This window comes from Flagellimonas lutaonensis (assembly GCF_000963865.1).
Taxonomy (GTDB): Bacteria; Bacteroidota; Bacteroidia; order Flavobacteriales; family Flavobacteriaceae; genus Flagellimonas_A; species Flagellimonas_A lutaonensis.
This window is the reverse complement of sequence record NZ_CP011071.1, coordinates 1,487,939-1,507,331: the sequence shown is the minus strand read 5'-3', so window position 1 is coordinate 1,507,331 and position 19,393 is coordinate 1,487,939. Positions and strand designations below refer to the sequence as shown.

The window sequence follows — 19,393 nt, the reverse complement described above, 5'->3', positions numbered from 1 at the left end:
GGTTTTGATGGGTCTAAAGATATAAAACAAATTCAGTGCCAAATCAAAAACACCTCTTATTATGGACATCGACACCAATTATTCCTATCTTGAATTCAACAAAGAGCCCAAACCATGAAAATTCTGGCCCATTTTGCCCTTTTTATGTTTTTAGTTGTTTTTGGTGTTTCCTGCAAAAAAGAAAATTCCCGTGACCTGACTACCCTTGAAAGGCCCAACATCATCTTTATCATGTCTGATGATCATGCCTATCAGGCCATCAGTGCGTATCAAGATCATTTGATCAAGACCCCTAATATTGATCGGATCGCCAAAGAGGGCATAACCTTCACCAATGCCTGTGTCACCAATTCAATCTGCGCGCCCTCTCGGGCCACCATTCTTACGGGAAAGCACACCCACATAAACGGCAAGGTGGACAATAGACGGCCCTTTGACACGACACAGGTGACCTTTCCACAATTGTTCCAGAAAGCGGGGTACCAAACCGCCATGTTCGGAAAACTACATTTTGGCAATAGTCCGAAAGGTGTTGACGAGTTTATGATCCTGCCTGGGCAGGGACATTACATCAATCCTGATTTCATCAACAAAACAGGAGACACAGTACGAATCGAAGGCTATGTGACCGATGTCATTACTGATTTGACGTTGGACTGGTTGGAGCATAAACGTGACACGGCAAAGCCTTTCATGTTGATGTACCTACACAAGGCGCCCCATCGACCATGGTGGCCCAGGCCCGATAAGTTCAAAGAATTTGTCAAAAAATCATTTCCAGAGCCGATCACGCTGTTCGATGATTACAAAAATCGGGGTACGGCCGCCAAGACCGCAGAAATGAACTTGTTGTACCACATGATGTATAGCCACGATAGTAAAATAAGGCCCGAAACCCTACAAAGAATGGGCACGGTAAAACCAGTGGTGCCCGAGCACGAAAACAGTTTTTACGGCCCCTATGGTAGGGTAAATGACGTACAAAAAACCCAGTACGATTCCATATTGGATATCATCAATGCCGATTTTGAAACCAATTGGCCCCAAATGGACAACGAGCAAAAAATGCGTTGGAAATACCAGCGCTATATGCAAGATTACCTAGCCTGTATTTCTTCTGTGGATGATAATGTGGGGCGTGTGTTGGACTATTTGGATGACAACCAGCTCACCGAGAACACTCTTGTTGTCTATACCTCAGACCAAGGTTTTTATTTGGGGGAACACGGTTGGTTCGACAAACGCTTCATTTATGACGAATCGTTCAAAACCCCTCTTTTGATACGTTGGCCAAACGTTATCAAACCTGGCATCACCAATGCAGAAATGGTACAGAACCTTGATTTTGCCCAAACCCTGTTGGAGGCTGCACAAATAAATGCTCCCGATGACATGCAGGGTGAAAGCCTGATGCCCCTTTTGACGTCAAACCAAGGCGATTGGACCCGTGATGCCGTGTATTACCATTATTATGAATACCCCGCAGTGCATATGGTAAAGCGGCATTATGGCATTGTTACCAAAGATTATAAATTGGCCCATTTTTATTACGATGTAGATGAATGGGAACTCTACGACCGCAAAAAAGATCCGCAAGAATTGAACAACGTCTATAATGATTCCGCGTATGCCGAAATAGTGGCCGAACTGAAATTAAAACTGGAAGCCCTGAGAGAACAATACGGGGATACTGACGAACTCAATCAAAAGTATATCGACATACACTTGAAAAACAATATGGATTCCCCTTTAAAGAAAAAAAGCCCCTGATCGGGGTCTTTTCTATTCGTCCTTTAATTCCTTTAGCACCTTCACCTCTTTACGGATATGAGAGTATATAAAAAAGGAAAAGAAAATCAGCAGCACTATCGAAGACCACACTATATAATTGTAAAAACCCTTTGATAAAGACATTTTGAAATCAGGTAGCAGCGTCCAAAAAGCATAACTGTAAATGGCCAAAAGAATCGGGGTAAGAACCGCATGAACCCATATTCTGTTTTTGTAATAGCCTGCGAGCTTCCTTTTAAAATTTTGCATGCTTGCCGTTGTCGAAAGATTCTTTAGGTAGGCCTGGCTGAAAAACTCCACCAACACCCGCACTACCAAAGCACCTATCATGGTGCCCAAAGCCAAAGCAACATCATTATATTGCATGGCTCCGATATAGAAAAAGAAGAGTAGTAAAATCGCTACGGCACCCAATAAAATTATATTGGTCATCCTTTGCTTTTTGGCCACTTTTACAATACCGTTTTTTAACCGGTCGAAATTGGCTTCCAAAGGTTTTTGGATGGGTTGTTCCTTCCAATTATTTTTTAGTTGTTCAAAATCATTCATGATTCACACATTTTGATAGTTGCAATTTTATTCGATGTATCCGTGTTCGGACCGCTTCATGTTTTAGTCCCGTGACCCCAGCAATTTCCTTTTGCGCCAATCCTTCGAGTTCCATCAAAATAATGGCTTTGTTCGTAGCGCTCAGGGTGTTGATACATCGGTACATTTCTTGATACTGTCTTTCTTTTACTTGGGTCGTTTCATCTTGCCCTACAACTTCCTCGGACGAAAATGACCCTGAAAGGGATTTGGCTTTCTTCTTTCTTAAGTTCATTAAGCAGGTATTGACCGCTATTCTGTATATCCAGGTGGTGATATTGCTCTCCTTTCTGAAGGATGATAAATTGCCCCAAACCTTTATAAATACTTCTTGAACAAGATCGTTGGCCATATCGGCGTCGCCGGAAGCGTATCCCATACACAATCGCATTACCTTGGCATAATTGTCCTCATAGATAGTCTTAAAGTCACGTTCCAACGCGGTCATTGTTATTGTAGGCTGGATTTAAGTTCGTTCAAAAACCATTCGGGTCGATCGTACATGATAAAATGGGCAGCTCCTTCAGCAAACTTAAGCTCATAATTCGAAAGGTTTTTGTATTGTTCTTGATAGGTCTGTCTTGCCATGGCTTCACCGAAGGGTTGGGTTGCCGCTAAAATGATTACCGGTATTTTAATTTTACCGACTTGCTCCCTCAAATCCACCTTCAAATAATCGGTATACCCATAGACATACGTTTTTCGGTCGGCCTTTTCCATCCATTCGATAATTTGGCCTTGTTTCTCTTTGTTGGTGGTCATGCCCGAAGCCATTCCGGTGGCCATTTTCGAAAAATCATCTTGTCCCATCTCCAAGAGTTGATTGTTGTACGGACTATCATAGACCATGTTATCAGGGTTATAATTGGGAAACATCAGGGCTCCGGTGGCCGTTAGGGCATCGACGATGACCAATTTTTTAAAGAGAGGCTGTCTTGATGCCAATGATAGGGCCAAAGTGCCTCCAAGGCTGTGGCCGATTGCCGTAGCGTTCTCCAAGTTATTTTCTTTGATATAATCCAAAACTGCATCTTCAACTTTGGGATACCAGGGAAATTCAATGGGGGCCACTCCTCCAAATCCGGCAAAGGTGAACAAATGACATTCGTATTCTTTGGAAAGTTCAGCGACTTGCTCTTCCCAAACTTCGTCGCTACAGATGAATCCGGGGAAAAATAACAATGGTTCGCCCTCGCCCACAACACGAACACTGAATGCATTGTTTTGGGCATTGCCGTTCATGGTCAAAAGAAAAATAATAGTTGATGCCAAAAGGTGATTTACTCTTTTCATTTGTTTACGTTTTAAATCATTTTGCCCTTTTGATTCAAGACATCGAAAATGTTACATCGGTGAAGCAATTTTTTGGAAGAAAAAGTTCTGAACAAAAAAAAGCCCTTGAAATTCAAGGGCTTGCATATGCTTTTTTTATGATAAATCTAGTTGTTCAACGCCTCGGCACCACCCACGATCTCTAAAATCTCGTTGGTAATGGACGCTTGCCTTGCCTTGTTGTATGTTAAGGTCAACTGATCTCTCAGCTCGGCAGCATTGTCGGTGGCCTTGTGCATGGCGGTCATACGTGCGCCGTGCTCGCTGGCAAATGAGTCACGGATAGCCTTGTAGAGCTGTGTTTTTAATGACTTCGGTATCAACTGCTCGACAATCTCTGCCTTTGAGGGTTCAAAAATATAATCGGCCGAGCCTGAAGTATCGCCCTCTACAGGTACAATGGGCAAGATCTGTTCGGTCATCACGATTTGGGTGGCCGCATTCTTGAATTTGTTGTACACCAATTCAATTCTGTCGTACTCGCCTTCAGTAAACCGCTGCATCAGGTTTTCGGCAATTTCGGCCACATTTTCAAACGTCAAATCATCATAGATTTCACTGTGGTTCGAAACGATGGTGAACTTCTTGCCCAAAATATCGTTCCCCTTTTTGCCGATGGTCATAAAATCGACCTGCTTTCCTCCATATTTACCATGGTAAAGCGAAACACTTTGCTTGATAATATTCGAGTTAAAGGCGCCACAAAGCCCCCTGTTCGAGGTTATGGCCACCACCAACACTTTGTTGACCGGACGATTGTCTGCATACTTGCCCCCGATATCGCTATCAAGGCTTCCGCTCAGGTTCTGCAACAGCTCAGTCAACTTATCGGCATAGGGTCGCATCGCGGTAATGGCATCTTGCGCTTTCTTCAACTTTGCAGCCGAAACCATTTTCATGGCACTGGTAATCTGCATCGTCGATTTTACCGATGTAATCCTATTTCGTATTTCCTTTAAGTTTGCCATTCTTTTATTTGTCATTCCGCACTTGATGCGGAATCGGTTTTCTTATGGATTCCTGCCTTCGCAGGAATGACAATACTGAATTAACTTCTATACTTCCCTGAAAGATCTTTTGCCACAGCGGTCAGGGTGTCGGTAACCTCATCGGTCAACTTACCTGCCTTCAACGTATCCAACACGTCTCTATGCTTGGCCTTTAAGAACTCGAGATAATCCCTTTCAAATTCTTTTACCTTTTCAACCGGAACATCTCTCAACAAGTTCTTTGAACCTGCAAAGATGATGGCAACCTGTTCTTCAACGGTAAAGGGGTCTCCTTGTGCCTGTTTCAAGATCTCCACATTTCGACGTCCTTTTTCGATTACGTTCAAGGTAGCGGCATCGAGATCAGAGCCGAACTTGGCAAAGGCTTCCAGCTCACGGAACTGTGCTTGGTCAAGTTTTAGGGTACCGGCCACTTTTTTCATTGATTTGATCTGTGCAGAACCCCCCACACGAGATACCGAGATACCCACGTTGATGGCGGGTCGCACCCCTTGGTTGAAGAGGTCTTGCTCCAAGAAAATCTGTCCGTCTGTAATCGAAATCACGTTGGTGGGTATATAGGCCGATACGTCACCTGCCTGGGTTTCAATTATGGGCAGTGCCGTCAACGAACCGCCACCCTTCACCATCGGTTTCAACACTTCGGGCAAATCGTTCATGTTCTTGGCCACGCTGTCATCGTTGATGATTTTTGCGGCACGCTCCAACAATCTTGAGTGCAGATAGAAAACGTCACCCGGATATGCTTCGCGCCCTGGTGGTCTTCTCAAAAGAAGCGACACCTCACGGTAGGCCACTGCCTGCTTTGATAGGTCATCGTAAATGATCAAAGCGGGTCTACCGGTATCCCTGAAATACTCTCCAATGGCAGCACCGGCAAATGGGGCATATACCTGCATTGGGGCAGGGTCAGATGCGTTGGCCGCTACAATGGTGGTATAGGCCAAGGCGCCCTTATCTTCCAATGTTTTGGCAATGCCGGCAACGGTTGAAGCCTTTTGCCCTACCGCAACATAGATACAGTAAACGGGCTCACCGGCATCATAGAATTCTTTTTGGTTGATAATGGTATCGATACATACCGTTGTCTTACCAGTTTGACGGTCACCGATCACCAACTCACGCTGTCCACGACCGATCGGGATCATGGCGTCTACTGCCTTGACCCCTGTCTGCAAGGGTTCGTTTACCGGCTGACGGTAGATTACCCCGGGGGCTTTACGCTCCAAAGGCATCTCGTAGGTCTTGCCAGAAATAGGCCCTTTGCCGTCGATGGGATTACCCAAGGTGTCGACCACCCGGCCCACAATGCCTTCTCCCACCTTAATGGAAGCAATGGTCTGGGTACGTTTTACCGTAGCGCCCTCGACTATTTCTTTTGATGGGCCCAACAATACGACACCAACATTATCTTCTTCAAGGTTTAGAACAATACCCTGCATACCGCCTTCAAATTCCACCAACTCGCCGTATTGGGCATTTGAAAGTCCGTATACCCGGGCGATACCATCACCCACCTGTAGTACGGTACCCACTTCATCCAAAGAAGCAGTCGCTTCAAAACCTGATAACTGTTTTTTCAATATTGCTGAGACCTCAGCTGCTTTTACTCCCGCCATTTTTTTTCTAGACTTAAGACGTTAGACTTGAGACGTTACATGTCTCAATTATTTATAGACTATTTGTAAATTCTCTTTTTAACTTGTTCAATTTATTGGCCACGCTGGCATCGTACTGTAAATCGCCGATGCGCAATATGAACCCCCCGATAATGCTTTCATCGACCTTGTTCTCAATGGTGACCTTATCGTCGGTGATTTTGTTCAATTGCCGTAATACTTTCTTCTCTATGTCGGCGGTCAACGGTACCGCGGTGGTAACGAAAGCCACGCCCTCACCTTTCATGTCCTTATTTAAAATGGTGAACTTAAGGGCAATTTCGTTCAAAAGGGAAATTCTTTTATTCTCCGTTATGGTATTTATAAGACCCTTGGTGATTTCATGACTTTTCCCAAAAATAGCATTTAGCGCCTCTTTTTTCGTTTCGCCGTTGACCACAGGGTTTGCCAACATCGCCCGTAATTCATCGCTGCCCGAAATGGTCGCCACAATATCACGCATATCTTGCTCAACCTTGTCGGCCGCTTTCTTTTCAACGGCAAGGTCTAACACCGCCTTTGCATATCGTAGAGCTGCTCTTGAATCGCTCATTTCTTTGGGATGATTAGTTTAGTTTGACATCGTCAAGCATATTCTCGACGAGCTTCAGTTGTTTGTCTTTGTTCGATAATTGCTCTTTCAGTACTTTCTCGGCTATCTCAACAGAAAGTTCGGCCACTTGATTTTTGATATCGGCCACGGCGGCTTTCTTCTCGCTTTCGATAACGACCTGCGCCTGTTTGATCATTTTATCGCCCTCAATCTGGGCTTGCTCTTTGGCGTCTGAGATCATCTTCTCTTTGATCTCACGTGCTTCTTTCAACATGGCCTCGCGCTCTGCCCTTGCCTCTTTGAGCAACTTCTCGCTATCGGCAGTTACATTCTGCATTTCTTTTTTGGCCTCTTCAGCGGCCTGCAAGGCATTTTTAATACCCTCTTCGCGGTCGTTAACCGCTTTTAGAATAGGTTTCCATGCGAACTTCCACAACAACAGCAACAGCAGTGTAAACAAGATTGTTTGCCAAAAAAAGAGTCCGAGTGAAAATTCTTCCAATAACTTTTCCATGTCTATACTTTTAAATGGTAATCTTTAAACAAAAGCAAGGGCCGCAACCAACCGTTACGGCCTTTTGCCTTTAGATGACTGGTTACACTGCAAACAGGGCCGCGAAACCAATTCCTTCGATCAATGCAGCAGCAATCAACATCGCTGTCTGGATCTTACCGTAAGCTTCAGGCTGACGTGCGATGGCCTCCATAGCAGAACCACCGATTCTACCAATACCAAGACCAACACCAATTACTACCAAACCTGCACCTACCATTACTGGAATTTCCATATCTATCTAGTTTAAAAATTAAGTTTTCAATGTTTGGATTCTTCGCCTTACGCTTCGACAAGCTCAGCGTGACAGCTCAGAATGACATACTCTGTTATAAATGCGCCAATTCAGGCTCTTCGTCATGGCCATGGCCGTGCTCTTCAGAGGCAAATCCGAAGTATAGCGCGCTCAACATGGTGAAAATATAGGCCTGTAACAGTGCCACCAATATCTCTATCAACGAAATGGCAAACGCCAGGGCGAACGACAACGGGCTGCCGATCCAACTCTTGAAAATGAACATCAGCCCGATCAAACTCATCAATACAATATGGCCCGCCTGCATGTTCGCATAGAGACGAATCAACAGCGAAAACGGCTTGATGAACAGCCCCAGCAATTCAATCGGCACCAAGATTATATATAAAGGTATCTTGGCATACCAGGGCATTGAATCGCCCAACGGATTGAATTGGTGCATCCAATAATCTTTGGTACCCGTAAAATTGGTGATCAAAAAGGTCATCAAGGCCAAGGCGAATGTGATGGCAATGTTACCGGTTACATTGATTCCCAATGGGGTAAGGCCGAACATGTTCAAGAACCAAATAAAGAAAAAGATGGTCAACAAGAACGGCATGTATTTTTTATAGCGCTTTTCGCCAATGTTCGGTCTGGCGATGTCATCCCTAATGTAAAGCACGATGGGCTCGAAAAAGCGGCCAATGCCAGTGGGTATGCCATTGTTCTTGGCATATGAACGCGCCAGGCCTGAAAAGAGCCAGAGCATCAGCAGACCGGTCACGATTATCATGACCACATTCTTGGTAATCGAAAAATCCAATGGCCTAACGTTCGTGGGATGGTGCTCTTCATCGTAGTTGATGGTGCCATTGGCATCGGTCTTGTAGATTTTGCCGTGGTACAGTTTGTAGTGGTTACCATCGACTTCGGCTAGCGTTTCACCATGGTGAAACTTTGAAGACGAAAACACTTTCAAGCCATCGTCCCAAAGAATAACAGGCAAGGGAAACCCAACATGCACCTCTTCGCCGCTGTCTTTGGTATAAGAGAATAAATTGAAATAATGTGAGTCTTGCAGGTGGTGCTGAATGTACTCTTTTATCTCGGTCTTCAGTCCGCCTTCTTTTTCATCGCCGTGTTCCTTATCCTTAGCAAAGGAAAACTGCCCTAAAAATATCGCCAAGACTACAAGTGTGCTCTTCAAAAAGGTCTTTCGCATTGCGCTCAAAAATTCGGTCTTCAAAAATCGGTGCAAATGTAAGCCTTTCTTGCAAAAAGAAAAAAGCATTGAAGCACTTTATTTTCAGAGGATTTTAGTGGGTGTTCCCGAGCTATTTCGCACCGAGATTTTTGAGCATTTTCGCAGCAAAGTATGTTTCTAGCACAAGGGCCACGGCATAAGGCACAAAAAAGGCCGCAAACTCAACTCCCTGTATCGTGCCATCACTCTTGTAACCGGGGTAGAACACCAAAAAGAAGACCACAAACTTCAAAAGGCTTCCGCCCATGAACAGAAAACCCATGGCATTGCCGAGTTTGTTCCTAAGAAAATAGAGTGCCAGAAATATGCCCAGTGCCAGCGCGAAATTCAGCAGGTACGACAGTGCGATCAGATTGCCCCAAAAGGGCTTTTCGAATCCCACTAAAATCAAAAGATGAAATGCAAAGGCAGTGCTCAAACATGTCAAGAGCGACAGGGTAAATTTCAGGGGCAGTCGGGCCATCGGTCAGTATTTGATTCGTTTTAACTGCTGCAAAACTACCCAAATAGAAATTGCCACTCCCAATAAAGTGGCAATCACGGTAAAAATTCTTTTTTCGGTCTGATAGTGTTCGTCAAGCCAGTTGCCTCCTTTGACAGCAAGGTAAATAATGGCCCCCATTTCAAAAGCAATGCCCGAAAGCATGGCCACGTTTTTAAGGTTGTTCGGCTTTTTAGGTGGTTTTTGCTGGCTCATTGGTCTTGTTCAAACTACCAGAAGAGGCGCTGCCCACGGATGGAGACTTGAAGCTGCCAGAGGTGGTAGCAGTGCCAGAGCTGGCCGCTTTGCCCATTTTACATGAGGCGTTGAAGGTGGCGCCGGGCTCTACAGCCAATTTTGATACGGCAACGGTACCTTCGATAACGGCCGAAGACTTCAACGACAGCAGGTCTTTTACATGAAGTTCGCCGTTGAACTTACCTTCAACGTCGGCATTCACACATTCGACTTTTCCTTTGATGTAGCCATCTTTGCCGATGACAACCTTGCCAGAAGTGGTCACATTGCCCTCAAGCTTGCCATCGATCCTGAAATCGGCCTCTGATGTAATGTCACCTTTTATCTTGGTGTTCTTTTCGATTCGATTGGGTTGGCCAGTGCCAAAGTCACCGGGTCTTTTGTTGTCTGAAAACATGTTCTATGGTTTTGGGGTTAACTGCTGTTTTAAGTAATCATCTAAGTTTTTGTGCACTTGAATGATCTTGTAATTGGAAGATAAAATTACAAAATTCTCGTCTTTGATCCGGTAATCCTTGTTGTTTTTTATAAGCTCGGCGAAGCCCAGGGCAAAGTCTTTCGACCTAAAGCCATGCACCACCACAAACTGATCTTCAAGGGTATAGACATCCTTTGAAACGATATTCCTGTAGCGTAGGTCTTTTATGGCATCTTCTAACCGCTTTTTAAGTTTCAGGGCCTTATCGTTGTCACGTATTTTGAACGGAAACACCACCTTCCAATTACCGGTGCCAGACGATCCCGTTTCAGGCGAAAATGCCGCCGCCGCCAATTTGGGAAGTTGCTCGGCTATCATCTGCTCGGCTTTTTTGCCCTCGGGATTGTTCGGGTAGGTCAGTGCCACATAGTTCAGCGCTTCCTTAAACGGTTCAAAACCTCGCAGCCTGCCAATGGCGTTGGCCTTCAGCATTTCAAACTTCGGCACTATTGGGTCGCCCGTAAACCGATTGATGTATTCTTGGGCCTGGGTGATCACCTCTAAGAACTGCTGGTCTTCGTACATTTTGTACAATGCGGCGTAACGCGCATCAGGACTGTCGGTATCCCCTGCCAGAACCGCTTGGGGGTTCAACAAAATCTCGGCATAACGCGTACCCGGGTGGTTGCGGATGATGTCTTGCTTCATCTGGTCGGCCAAAAGCGTGCTGCCACTTTCCTCGTAAATTTTATAGAGGTTGTATTTTGATGGAAGGATCAACCGCTCTTCTGGATCGGATTTCAATACCGCTCCAAGCTTGCCCGCCGCCAATAGGTTTTCCTTGAATTTTTCTTTATAGATTAGCCCCAGTTGGTAGTTGGCAAAATTTCGTTCGTCGCGGAGGCTGTCGATTACCTTGACGTCTGTCGGAACCCTATCCAGATAAAAATCGAGCTCGTATTTCTCGTCATCTGCGATCGCACCGCCAATGGAAACATCTGCAACCTGTACTTCAGTGGTTTCTTCTACGGTGGCGGTTCGTGCCTTGTTGCTCCAGCGCCAATCATCTTCGAGTACGCGGTCGCCCCAACGGGTCTTGAAGTCGTTCTTGCCGTACCCCAAACTGGTAATGTTGTAGAAATAGAACTTGCCCTTGTTCTCTTTGCCCCCTTGGGTCTCGGCAAAAGCCGCAAAACCGGCATTCGCCTTTCTTTCTTTCTCCTTTTCGGCTTCTTCGGCCTTTTGTTTCAGCTCGTCTATGTATGCTTCAAAATAGGCTGTGCGCTCTGCCAAGGGCATTTCGTATAGAGTGATCACACTGTCGGCATGCTGTACGATGTCTTCGTACTTGATTACATCTTCCAGGTTGTCCAATTTCTTTTTGATGGTGCGGAACTTCTTGGTGTTTTCATCCAAATTGGTCAGTGTGCTATCGTAATAGGCCCCTGCGGTCTTATAGACATTCTGGTCAAAATGGTAATCGGCAAGGTCTTGATAGTTGAGGGCACTCAATTTTCGTTCACCTTGATTGGCTCCCAACGACTTGTTGTAATAGGCCAACGCCAGGCTATCGGCCCCCGTGGCCATATGGAACTGGGCCACCTCACGGTATATTTTTCCTAAAAATGGGCGGTTCTCGCGGTTCTCTTCCAATTCGGTGAGGTATTCTAGCAGCGCCTCTTTGTTGTTCTCGGTGACCTCGGTGTTCTGTATTTTCTTCAAGTGCGCATTGACCATGTACACCCTGGGCGATTTTCGGTTCAGGGCAATCACTTTGTCAAAGGCATAGTTGGCGCTGTCTTTATGGCCCAACTGATTGTACAATTGCCCTATGATGAACAGGTAACGGCCCCGTTCTTCGTTCTTTTTGGTGTAGGCCTGGGCTATTTTCAGTTTTTGGATGGCCGTGTCGGGTGCCTTCAAATTGATATAGCATTGGGCCAAGACCGCATTGGCATCGGCGTATTCTTGGTCTTTGAGGTCTTCGTACTTGAAGAGCCGTTGAAGATTTTTGATGGCCAGTTCAGGATTGTCCAATCGCATATTGGTCTTCTCGCGCCAAATCGTGGCCTCATTCAGTTTATCGCTATCGACATATTTTCTAAGGATATAGTTAAAGGCCTCTAAAGCGGGAATATAGCGTTGGTCGAAATATCGGGCCTTGCCCAGCAATAGAAAGGCCTCGTCAATCTGCGGATTGCGTTCTTCGTCTTTGATGTCCATACTGTGCTTCTGTATGGCCTTGGTCGCCTTCTCTTCGGCGATGATAAAATTGGGGTTGTTGTCTTCAGAGTCGAGCTTGACCTCATCGGTAACCTCCAGTCTTTCGACCGGCAGTACTTCCCAGAAATCATCACGGTACGAATTGCGAAGTTCATCCCGGCCTTGTTCAAAGGCAATATTTCCGTTGTACAAAGTATTGTACTTGGTATTCAGGGCATGCCAATTTCGGTTGACAAAAGCATCCTTTTTAGTGGAACACCCCAACAGAAAAAGCAGTCCGAAGACTATAAAAAACGAAAAACGAAAACGAAGCTTCAAAGTACTAATCTTTCCTACCCAATCATAACTGAAAAAAGTTCGGAATATTATAGGGCTTATCGATAAAATGCAGGTTTTTTTGCAGGGGTGCCAGACCTGCCATATCGAGATAACAAATACCAAAAAGAGAACCACATGGCATTTTATCAATTATTTTAGAGCAATGGTCCCCAATTAATCAGTTGGCCCTACCTCTAGTTTTATCCATACCAATCTCTGTAGGGGCCAAATGGCCGCTGGCAAAAAACGTCTCGAGTTCCTTCAATGTCTGGGCCGAGGTCTTGATATCTCTTACAACCTCGCCCTTGTGCAAGACGACAATGCGCTCACACACTTCGGTCACGTGCATCAAATCATGGCTCGATACCAGAACGGTCACCCCTTCTTTTGCCGCCAGATCTTTGATTATGGCCTTTAGCCGTATCTGGGTGGTGGGGTCAAGATTGGCAAAGGGCTCATCGAGTACGATTACCTCGGGGTTTCCGATAAAGGAAGCCACAATGCCCGCCTTCTTTTGGTTGCCCTTTGACAGGTCTCGCAGGTACTTTTTCTGCCCCAAGATCTCGCCGTGGAAGAAATCCTCGAACTGTGCCAACAGCGCATCTACATCGGCTTTGTTACGGCCACGAAGCTCCCCTATAAAATAGAAGTACTCTTCGGGCGTGAGGTACCCGATCAAAAAGGTTTCATCGATAAAGGCCGAGGTAAAGGGTTTCCAGTCTTCACTCTTGTTTACTTGTACCCCATTGTTGACAATATGGCCGGTAGTCGGCTGTATAAGGTCGAGCAATAGACTAAAAAGGGTCGTCTTGCCCGCCCCGTTGTTTCCGACCAGGCCAAAGCCCTGACCCTTCGGAATTTCAAGATGGTCAATGTTTAAAACGGTCTGTTGGCCGTATTTTTTTGTTAAATTTTCTGCTGTTATCATATTTCAAATTCAAGTATCAATTTCAAACGAATAGCATCTTGGCTATAGATTCTGGCATCCAACATCCATCAAAATCATCCATTTTTTTCTTTAAATCCAGCTATCATGCCATATTTCTTTTTTCTGTACTGCTCGGTAATGCGTTCCATAAAATAGTTTCTCAATGCGAAACCGATAATTCCCATTGCTGAAAGCACAATGAGTGCCACCTGAAATGAAAAAATGAAATGGAACAAAGCAAACAAGGCAATGGGCAGCCCCAGAACGGGCAAGATTATCAAAAACTGTGTGGCGCTGGTGCCCTGCATATTGCCGAACGGGCTCTGGTCCAACTCTATCCTTTTTTTGTTGAACGACCCAAAATATAAGATTACAGGAATGTTGACCCCTAGGTTATATAAGGCCGATGCAAAGTTGATGGCCAGCACATCGGTGCCGAAATACACATAGGGAATGGTCAAAAAGAACATAACCACCACACTCACCGTAATTAGCAAGGCCTTTGACTCCAAATATTTTCGCAACGGGATGTTCTGGGACATCATCATTTGATAGTACGAACTATCCCAAGCAGGAATAAACTGTCCGAAATTGCTCAGAAAGATGCCGGTCATAAAAATACCCAAGAAACAGTGCATCACTTTCATATCGGCATAAATGTCTTGTGTATAAAAAATAAGACCGTAGAACACGAACAACAACGATATCCAAACCTGTGATTTGGTGCGTTTGTTTCTCCAGATCATTCTCAGATCGAGCTGAAGAAAAGGTGCGAGGTCGCCAAATCGGCGTGTCCAGGCCAGTTCTGACGTCTTGGCCTCTTTGGTTTTGACCTTTAGTGCCCCTTCCAAAGAAATATGGGTCTTTAAAAATCTGAAGTTTGCCCAATACACCATCACAGATAATGCTAGGGGCACCAAAACAGCTAAAGGGTATGCGTATAGTGCATGGAATAGTGGCCCAAAAACTTCCTTTACCGGAATCAGCCCGAAATGGTCCATGGCATATAATCCAAACACCAATACCACAATGCCGATCAATGCCTTATCGCTCTTATTGATCAGAAAGTTCACATAGTTGACGCACAGCACCAATGCAAAAATGCCCAATATCCAAGTCCATACATTTAGAGCTCCGTAGCCCTTAACAATCAAAACAATGCCGAACGGTATAAAAAAGAACAATGCCATTAAGTTATACCATGAAGCGGCTGAGCGGCCCAATATATAGTGGGCAATGGCACTTTTCTTAATGGGGGCCAAAAGCAATGGTTTGATATCCATTACCGGAAGCTTTTGCATAAAATAGCGGACAAATAGCTCTATCAGTACCCAATAGACCATGTATTGGCTCACCACCCACAAGGGGTTTTGATCCGGAACCAATTTTCGCAGAATAAAATAAAGTCCTCCCCCAGATATGATCAGCACGGCCATAAGATATAGGGAAAAGAACCCCATCAAAATTTTGATGGCCATACTTTTGCCAAATGATGAAGACCTAAAAAACGATTTCCATTGGAGCCTTAGAAAATGCTTGAACATTGATTGGTGATTTGTTGGTTAGTATGAAAATCCGATTTTTTGTTACAGGATCATGCCAATTTGTATTCAGGATAAGTGTCGGCCAACAACTGCTCCGCTCTTTCGGGCAGCACCTTGAAAATGATATATCCGCAAAGCAGCATGCCTGTTAGGGCCAATGAAAAAAGCCAATCAAAATACGGTGACAAATACCAATCGCCGCCCGAAGCATTTAAACCAATGGCAATATTCAGGGGCAAATAGGCCAAAACAATCCCGCCACCAAAATTGTATATCATATCGGCCAACATGAATTTCTTGCCATTCTTGAGCATTTTGGCCTCCCTGGTTTTCTTGGTCATCAGAAAATACACCAAGGCTGTGACAAAAAGTAGCATTAGAGAACCCAATATTAATTCTCTCTTATGGTTGGATTGCCCTGAAAATCGAAGTATGGAAAAAAGCCCTAGAGCAATGCTCGCGGTCATAAGCATTTTGGGCCATTTGAACCACTGCTTAAAAAAGCGCCAAAGCAACTTCCAATATTTTTTTGACATGGCTTTTTGCTTTTCGGCGATTACATCATGAAAGCCAAATACTCCAAACTTTTTGAACTCACGGTTCAGGGCCTCTTGAAAAGTCAGGTCGGGGTTTGCTTGCCACTGCAGTTCGATGCCGTTTGCCAGATGGTCCACGAGTTCGGTCTGCAAATCGTAATGCTCGACATAATGCTGGCGGGTAAATTTGTACAGCTGTAGTATTTGTTCATTGCTGAGTTTTTTACTCATGAAATACTCCATTTCGGGTTTACCAATTGCTGCATATTGCGTATAAACTCTTCGAGTTCGGCCAGTCGGTTCGCCGTTTCTTTCTCGCCCTGTTCGGTTAGCTTATAGTATTTGCGCATGCGGTTATCGACCTTGGCCACCTCAACATCAAGCAGTCCCTCGGCCTCAAGCTTGTGCAACGCTGGGTACAGGGCCCCCTCAGTAATCTTGAGGTCGCCTTTGGTGAGCTGCTTTACCTTTTGGGTAATCTCATACCCATACATTTTACCTCCTTCATCCAACAACTTTAAGATGATGGTGCTCAGACTTCCCTTATATAACTTCGAATTGGCCATAACTTACTATGGTGTTGCCTTTACTACATTGAAAATACTTCATCCAAATATACATAAATTTCTTATGCATAAGATTTTTAGGTATAAATATTTTGGGGGGCGAATGGTAATCATAGATCCAATCCTTAGTTTTGCAGCAAATTTTATTTTATGAGTGATTTTTACCCCCTTAAAGTGACCAAGGTAGAACGGCTTACCCCGAACGCCGTGTCACTGACCTTTGCCATTCCGGAAGCATTAAAATCCACTTTTGCCTATAAAGCGGGACAGTATATCACCATCAAGCATGTTCTGGATGGCAAAGAGGTACGAAGGGCCTATTCCATTTCATGTGCCCCAAATACGGATCATATCACCGTGGGAATCAAAAAGGTGCCTGGGGGCCTTTTTTCTGTTTATGCAAACGAAAAAATCAAAGAGGGCTACACTCTTGAGGTTATGCCACCAGAAGGGCGGTTTGTGTTTGAACCGCATAGCAACCCCAAAAATATTGCGGCCTTTGCCGCGGGCAGTGGCATTACCCCGATTGTCGGCATTGCCGAGACGGTTTTGGGCGACAACCCGAACAGTACCTTTGTTCTCGTCTTTGGCAACCAAAGCCCTGAAGAGGTCATGTATGCCCAGAAAATCACTGATTTAAAACAAAAATATAACGAACAATTTTTTATTCAATATATTTTTAGCCGTACCCCTGGCGACGATGCCCTTTTTGGCCGAATAGAGACCTCTACAGTCAATTTCGTCTTAAAGAACAAGTTTAAGAATATCACGTTCGATGCCTTCTACCTTTGCGGCCCCGAAGGCATGATTGAAACGGTTTGCAACACATTGAAAAAGAACGGTATTCAAGAAGAAAAGATTCTTTTTGAACTCTTTACATCCTCTGAGGTAGAGGATACCTTGGCAGAACAACTAGAGGGAAAGACAAAGGTTCAGGTCGTTCTTGACGATGAAACCCATACCCTGACAATGGACAAAAAACAGCTGGTGCTCGATGCAGTGCTAAAAGCCAATATTGATGCGCCCTATTCGTGTCAAGGGGGGGTATGCAGCAGTTGTGTGGCGAGGGTTTTGGAAGGCAAGGTTGAAATGGTGAAAAACCAGATTCTAACAGATGGTGAAGTGGCCGAAGGTTTGACCCTCACCTGCCAATCGCATCCGGTGACCCCAGTGCTGAAAATCGATTACGACGACGTTTAGCCCCCGCAGACCATACGCCATAACGCTATTTGCGCAACAATTTCTCCTTTTTTGCATTACGCTGTTTTCATCGTAATTTTAAATTGGAGTCAAAGTACCGTTTGCCATGACCTGGGAAATTGCGCTGGTTTTTGCCATTATCATTACCGTCATTGTGCTCTTCGCCTTAGAGGTGTTTCCGATGGATAAGATTGCCTTTTGCCTTATCGGGGTGTTGGTGCTCACCGGTTTGGTCTCGCCCGAAGAGGGTATCAGCGGTTTTTCAAATACGGCGGTCATAACCATTCTCTGCCTTATGATATTGGCCGCAGCCCTTGAGCAGAACGGTGTTATCAGTTGGATGGCCAATGGGCTAAAGCGGTTCAAGGGCCTGCCCATTCTGTTTTTGGTGCCCCTTTTTATGTTGATAACCGGTTCTATTTCAGCCTTTATTAGTTCTACCGCCGTGGTCATCGTATTTATAAAGATCATTACCGAGCTATCCGATAAGCACGACATCCCGAAAAGCAAACTGCTGCTGCCCATTTCGTATGCCAGTATTCTCGGTGGCAGCTGCACCCTTATGGGAACTTCTACGAATTTAATTGTGAACAGTATATATACGGATAGAACGGGCGAGCGTTTTTCTTTTTTCGAATTTTCGTGGATGGGCGTTCTCTTTATGCTAATAGCTATAATTGTAGTTGCCATTTTGGTCAAGCTCTTACCCTTTGATAGCAAAGAAAAATTGGTAGAGCAATATGATGTAGATGATTACATCGTAACCATAGAACTGGCACCAAAATCAAAACTCATCGGCAAACCCTTGAGTGAAACCTTCTTGGGAGTGGATCAAAATATCACTGTTCTTAAACTGACCCGCGAAGGCAGTGATAATGTTTCACCCAACCACGAGCTGACTTTGAAAGCCCATGACAGAATTATGTTGTCATGTGACTTTGAAAGCCTTCTGCGATTAAAGAGCAATCACGAGTTTATCCTCAACCCCAACGATGCTGGAGAGGGGGTGGTTACCCGAAAGGAATTCAAGGACGTACCTGAACCTCAAAGTACACAGAATTTGGTTTTGGCCGAGTTGATGATGCTTCCGGGTGCTCGTTTTTTAGAAATGACGTTGAAAGAATTACAGGCAGCCATTGGTAATGGGGCCGTGCCATTGGCCATCAAAAAGCGCAAAAACCTACGCCACATTCGTGAACGAATCTACAGGTACAACCCCCAACTCACGAGATTAAAGGTAGGTGACCGGGTATTGGTGGAAATAGACAAGGAAAAAATCGGTGATTTTGACCTGTACGAAAACATTGCCATTTTGCAAGAGTACGAGGCCCCTGAAATAGCGCAATCAAAAAATAGGAATCTAACTCTGGGAATTTTGATTTTAGTGGTGATTTTGGCCGCCACGGGAACCTTTACCATTTTGACCAGTGCCATTGTTGGCTGTGTGCTTTTGTTGCTCAGTAACTGTATTGAACTTGAAAATGTCTATAAACGGATCAACTGGCAAATTTTGTTTTTGTTGGCCGGTATGATACCGCTCGGTGTGGCCATGCACAATACGGGCGCTGATGATTGGCTGACCGACCAATTATTGGGTTTGATAACGGGCCAACGACCTGTTTTCAGCATTGGCATCTTGTTCTTGTCTACCATGTTGTTGAGCGGGGTGGTTTCGAACAACGCCACGGCCATCATCATGACGCCCATCGCTATTTCGTTGGCCTCGGGCATGCAACTGCCCGCCAAACCCTTTGTGCTTTCGGTGCTGTTTGCGGCAAATTACAGTTTTTTCACACCTGTTGGCTACCAGACCAATGCCCTTATCTACAGTATGGGCCTCTACAGGTTTAGGCATTTTTTGATCATCGGGGGTGCCATATCGATACTCTTGTGGCTTTTGGCCACCTATCTCTTAAGTCTAATGTTATAAAAAA

Annotated in this window: 20 protein-coding genes; 3 read left to right on the top strand and 17 right to left on the bottom strand. The window is 44.9% G+C overall.

Translation table 11 applies throughout. The features are described 5' to 3' along the window. The first annotated feature begins 114 nt into the window (after window positions 1-114). Window positions 115-1,770, top strand: coding sequence for a sulfatase family protein (locus VC82_RS06950; protein WP_045801735.1), 1,656 nt, complete (start codon window positions 115-117; stop codon window positions 1,768-1,770). A gap of 12 nt (window positions 1,771-1,782) precedes the next feature. Here VC82_RS06950 and VC82_RS06945 read toward each other — a convergent pair whose 3' ends face one another. The 17 genes from VC82_RS06945 to VC82_RS06860 all read right to left on the bottom strand — a co-directional run bounded on the left by VC82_RS06945 (window position 1,783) and on the right by VC82_RS06860 (window position 16,259). Continuing rightward, window positions 1,783-2,340 (bottom strand): hypothetical protein, encoded by a 558-nt coding sequence (locus VC82_RS06945; protein ID WP_045801734.1) that lies wholly within the window; start codon window positions 2,338-2,340, stop codon window positions 1,783-1,785. Next, complete coding sequence (locus VC82_RS06940; RefSeq protein WP_045801733.1) at window positions 2,333-2,827, bottom strand: RNA polymerase sigma factor; 495 nt, start codon at window positions 2,825-2,827, stop codon at window positions 2,333-2,335. Before VC82_RS06940 ends, VC82_RS06945 begins: the two co-directional genes overlap by 8 nt. A 2-nt stretch (window positions 2,828-2,829) precedes the next feature. Next, window positions 2,830-3,672 carry an alpha/beta fold hydrolase gene (locus VC82_RS06935; RefSeq protein ID WP_045801732.1) on the bottom strand — a complete coding sequence of 281 codons (843 nt, stop codon included), beginning with the start codon at window positions 3,670-3,672 and terminating at the stop codon, window positions 2,830-2,832. Between the two features lie 146 nt (window positions 3,673-3,818). After that, window positions 3,819-4,679 (bottom strand): ATP synthase F1 subunit gamma, encoded by an 861-nt coding sequence (atpG, locus tag VC82_RS06925; protein WP_045801730.1) that lies wholly within the window; start codon window positions 4,677-4,679, stop codon window positions 3,819-3,821. A gap of 80 nt (window positions 4,680-4,759) precedes the next feature. Continuing rightward, window positions 4,760-6,340 carry a F0F1 ATP synthase subunit alpha gene (gene atpA / locus VC82_RS06920; RefSeq protein ID WP_045801729.1) on the bottom strand — a complete coding sequence of 527 codons (1,581 nt, stop codon included), beginning with the start codon at window positions 6,338-6,340 and terminating at the stop codon, window positions 4,760-4,762. A 52-nt stretch (window positions 6,341-6,392) separates the two neighbouring features. Then, window positions 6,393-6,932: an ATP synthase F1 subunit delta gene (atpH, locus tag VC82_RS06915; RefSeq protein ID WP_045801728.1), complete on the bottom strand. Its 540-nt coding sequence runs from the start codon at window positions 6,930-6,932 to the stop codon at window positions 6,393-6,395. Between the two features lie 13 nt (window positions 6,933-6,945). Then, window positions 6,946-7,446, bottom strand: coding sequence for a F0F1 ATP synthase subunit B (locus VC82_RS06910; protein WP_045801727.1), 501 nt, complete (start codon window positions 7,444-7,446; stop codon window positions 6,946-6,948). 82 nt (window positions 7,447-7,528) lie between these two features. Next, window positions 7,529-7,720 carry an ATP synthase F0 subunit C gene (atpE, locus tag VC82_RS06905; protein WP_045801726.1) on the bottom strand — a complete coding sequence of 64 codons (192 nt, stop codon included), beginning with the start codon at window positions 7,718-7,720 and terminating at the stop codon, window positions 7,529-7,531. Between the two features lie 94 nt (window positions 7,721-7,814). Further along, on the bottom strand, window positions 7,815-8,945 hold the full coding sequence (gene atpB / locus VC82_RS06900; RefSeq protein ID WP_045803301.1) for a F0F1 ATP synthase subunit A: 1,131 nt from the start codon (window positions 8,943-8,945) through the stop codon (window positions 7,815-7,817). A 112-nt stretch (window positions 8,946-9,057) separates the two neighbouring features. Continuing rightward, window positions 9,058-9,450, bottom strand: coding sequence for a DUF6168 family protein (locus tag VC82_RS06895; protein ID WP_045801725.1), 393 nt, complete (start codon window positions 9,448-9,450; stop codon window positions 9,058-9,060). A 3-nt stretch (window positions 9,451-9,453) separates the two neighbouring features. Then, entirely contained in the window at window positions 9,454-9,684 is a 231-nt protein-coding gene (locus tag VC82_RS06890) for an AtpZ/AtpI family protein (RefSeq protein ID WP_084598177.1), read from the bottom strand. Beyond that, window positions 9,662-10,123: a bactofilin family protein gene (locus tag VC82_RS06885; protein ID WP_045801724.1), complete on the bottom strand. Its 462-nt coding sequence runs from the start codon at window positions 10,121-10,123 to the stop codon at window positions 9,662-9,664. Before VC82_RS06885 ends, VC82_RS06890 begins: the two co-directional genes overlap by 23 nt. Before the next feature lie 3 nt (window positions 10,124-10,126). Further along, complete coding sequence (gene porW / locus VC82_RS06880) at window positions 10,127-12,685, bottom strand: type IX secretion system periplasmic lipoprotein PorW/SprE (RefSeq protein ID WP_045801723.1); 2,559 nt, start codon at window positions 12,683-12,685, stop codon at window positions 10,127-10,129. Window positions 12,686-12,863: 178 nt separating this feature from the next. Then, the gene (locus tag VC82_RS06875) at window positions 12,864-13,613 is read right to left on the bottom strand and encodes an ABC transporter ATP-binding protein (protein WP_045801722.1); all 750 of its coding nucleotides are present in this window, start codon (window positions 13,611-13,613) and stop codon (window positions 12,864-12,866) included. Window positions 13,614-13,687: 74 nt separating this feature from the next. Then, a complete protein-coding gene (locus VC82_RS06870; RefSeq protein ID WP_045801721.1) occupies window positions 13,688-15,157 on the bottom strand; it encodes a DUF5687 family protein in 1,470 nt (489 codons plus the stop codon). Between the two features lie 50 nt (window positions 15,158-15,207). Continuing rightward, window positions 15,208-15,924, bottom strand: a complete 717-nt coding sequence (locus tag VC82_RS06865; protein WP_045801720.1) for a hypothetical protein — start codon at window positions 15,922-15,924, stop codon at window positions 15,208-15,210. Then, window positions 15,921-16,259, bottom strand: coding sequence for a PadR family transcriptional regulator (locus VC82_RS06860; RefSeq protein WP_045801719.1), 339 nt, complete (start codon window positions 16,257-16,259; stop codon window positions 15,921-15,923). The genes VC82_RS06865 and VC82_RS06860 overlap by 4 nt, the downstream gene beginning before the upstream one ends. 150 nt (window positions 16,260-16,409) lie before the next feature. Here VC82_RS06860 and VC82_RS06855 point away from each other — a divergent pair, with 150 nt between their 5' ends. Together VC82_RS06855 and VC82_RS06850 are read left to right on the top strand one after the other, a co-directional pair. Next, window positions 16,410-17,459 carry a ferredoxin--NADP reductase gene (locus VC82_RS06855; protein WP_045801718.1) on the top strand — a complete coding sequence of 350 codons (1,050 nt, stop codon included), beginning with the start codon at window positions 16,410-16,412 and terminating at the stop codon, window positions 17,457-17,459. A gap of 106 nt (window positions 17,460-17,565) precedes the next feature. Next, complete coding sequence (locus VC82_RS06850) at window positions 17,566-19,389, top strand: SLC13 family permease (protein WP_045801717.1); 1,824 nt, start codon at window positions 17,566-17,568, stop codon at window positions 19,387-19,389. Window positions 19,390-19,393 lie beyond the last annotated feature (4 nt).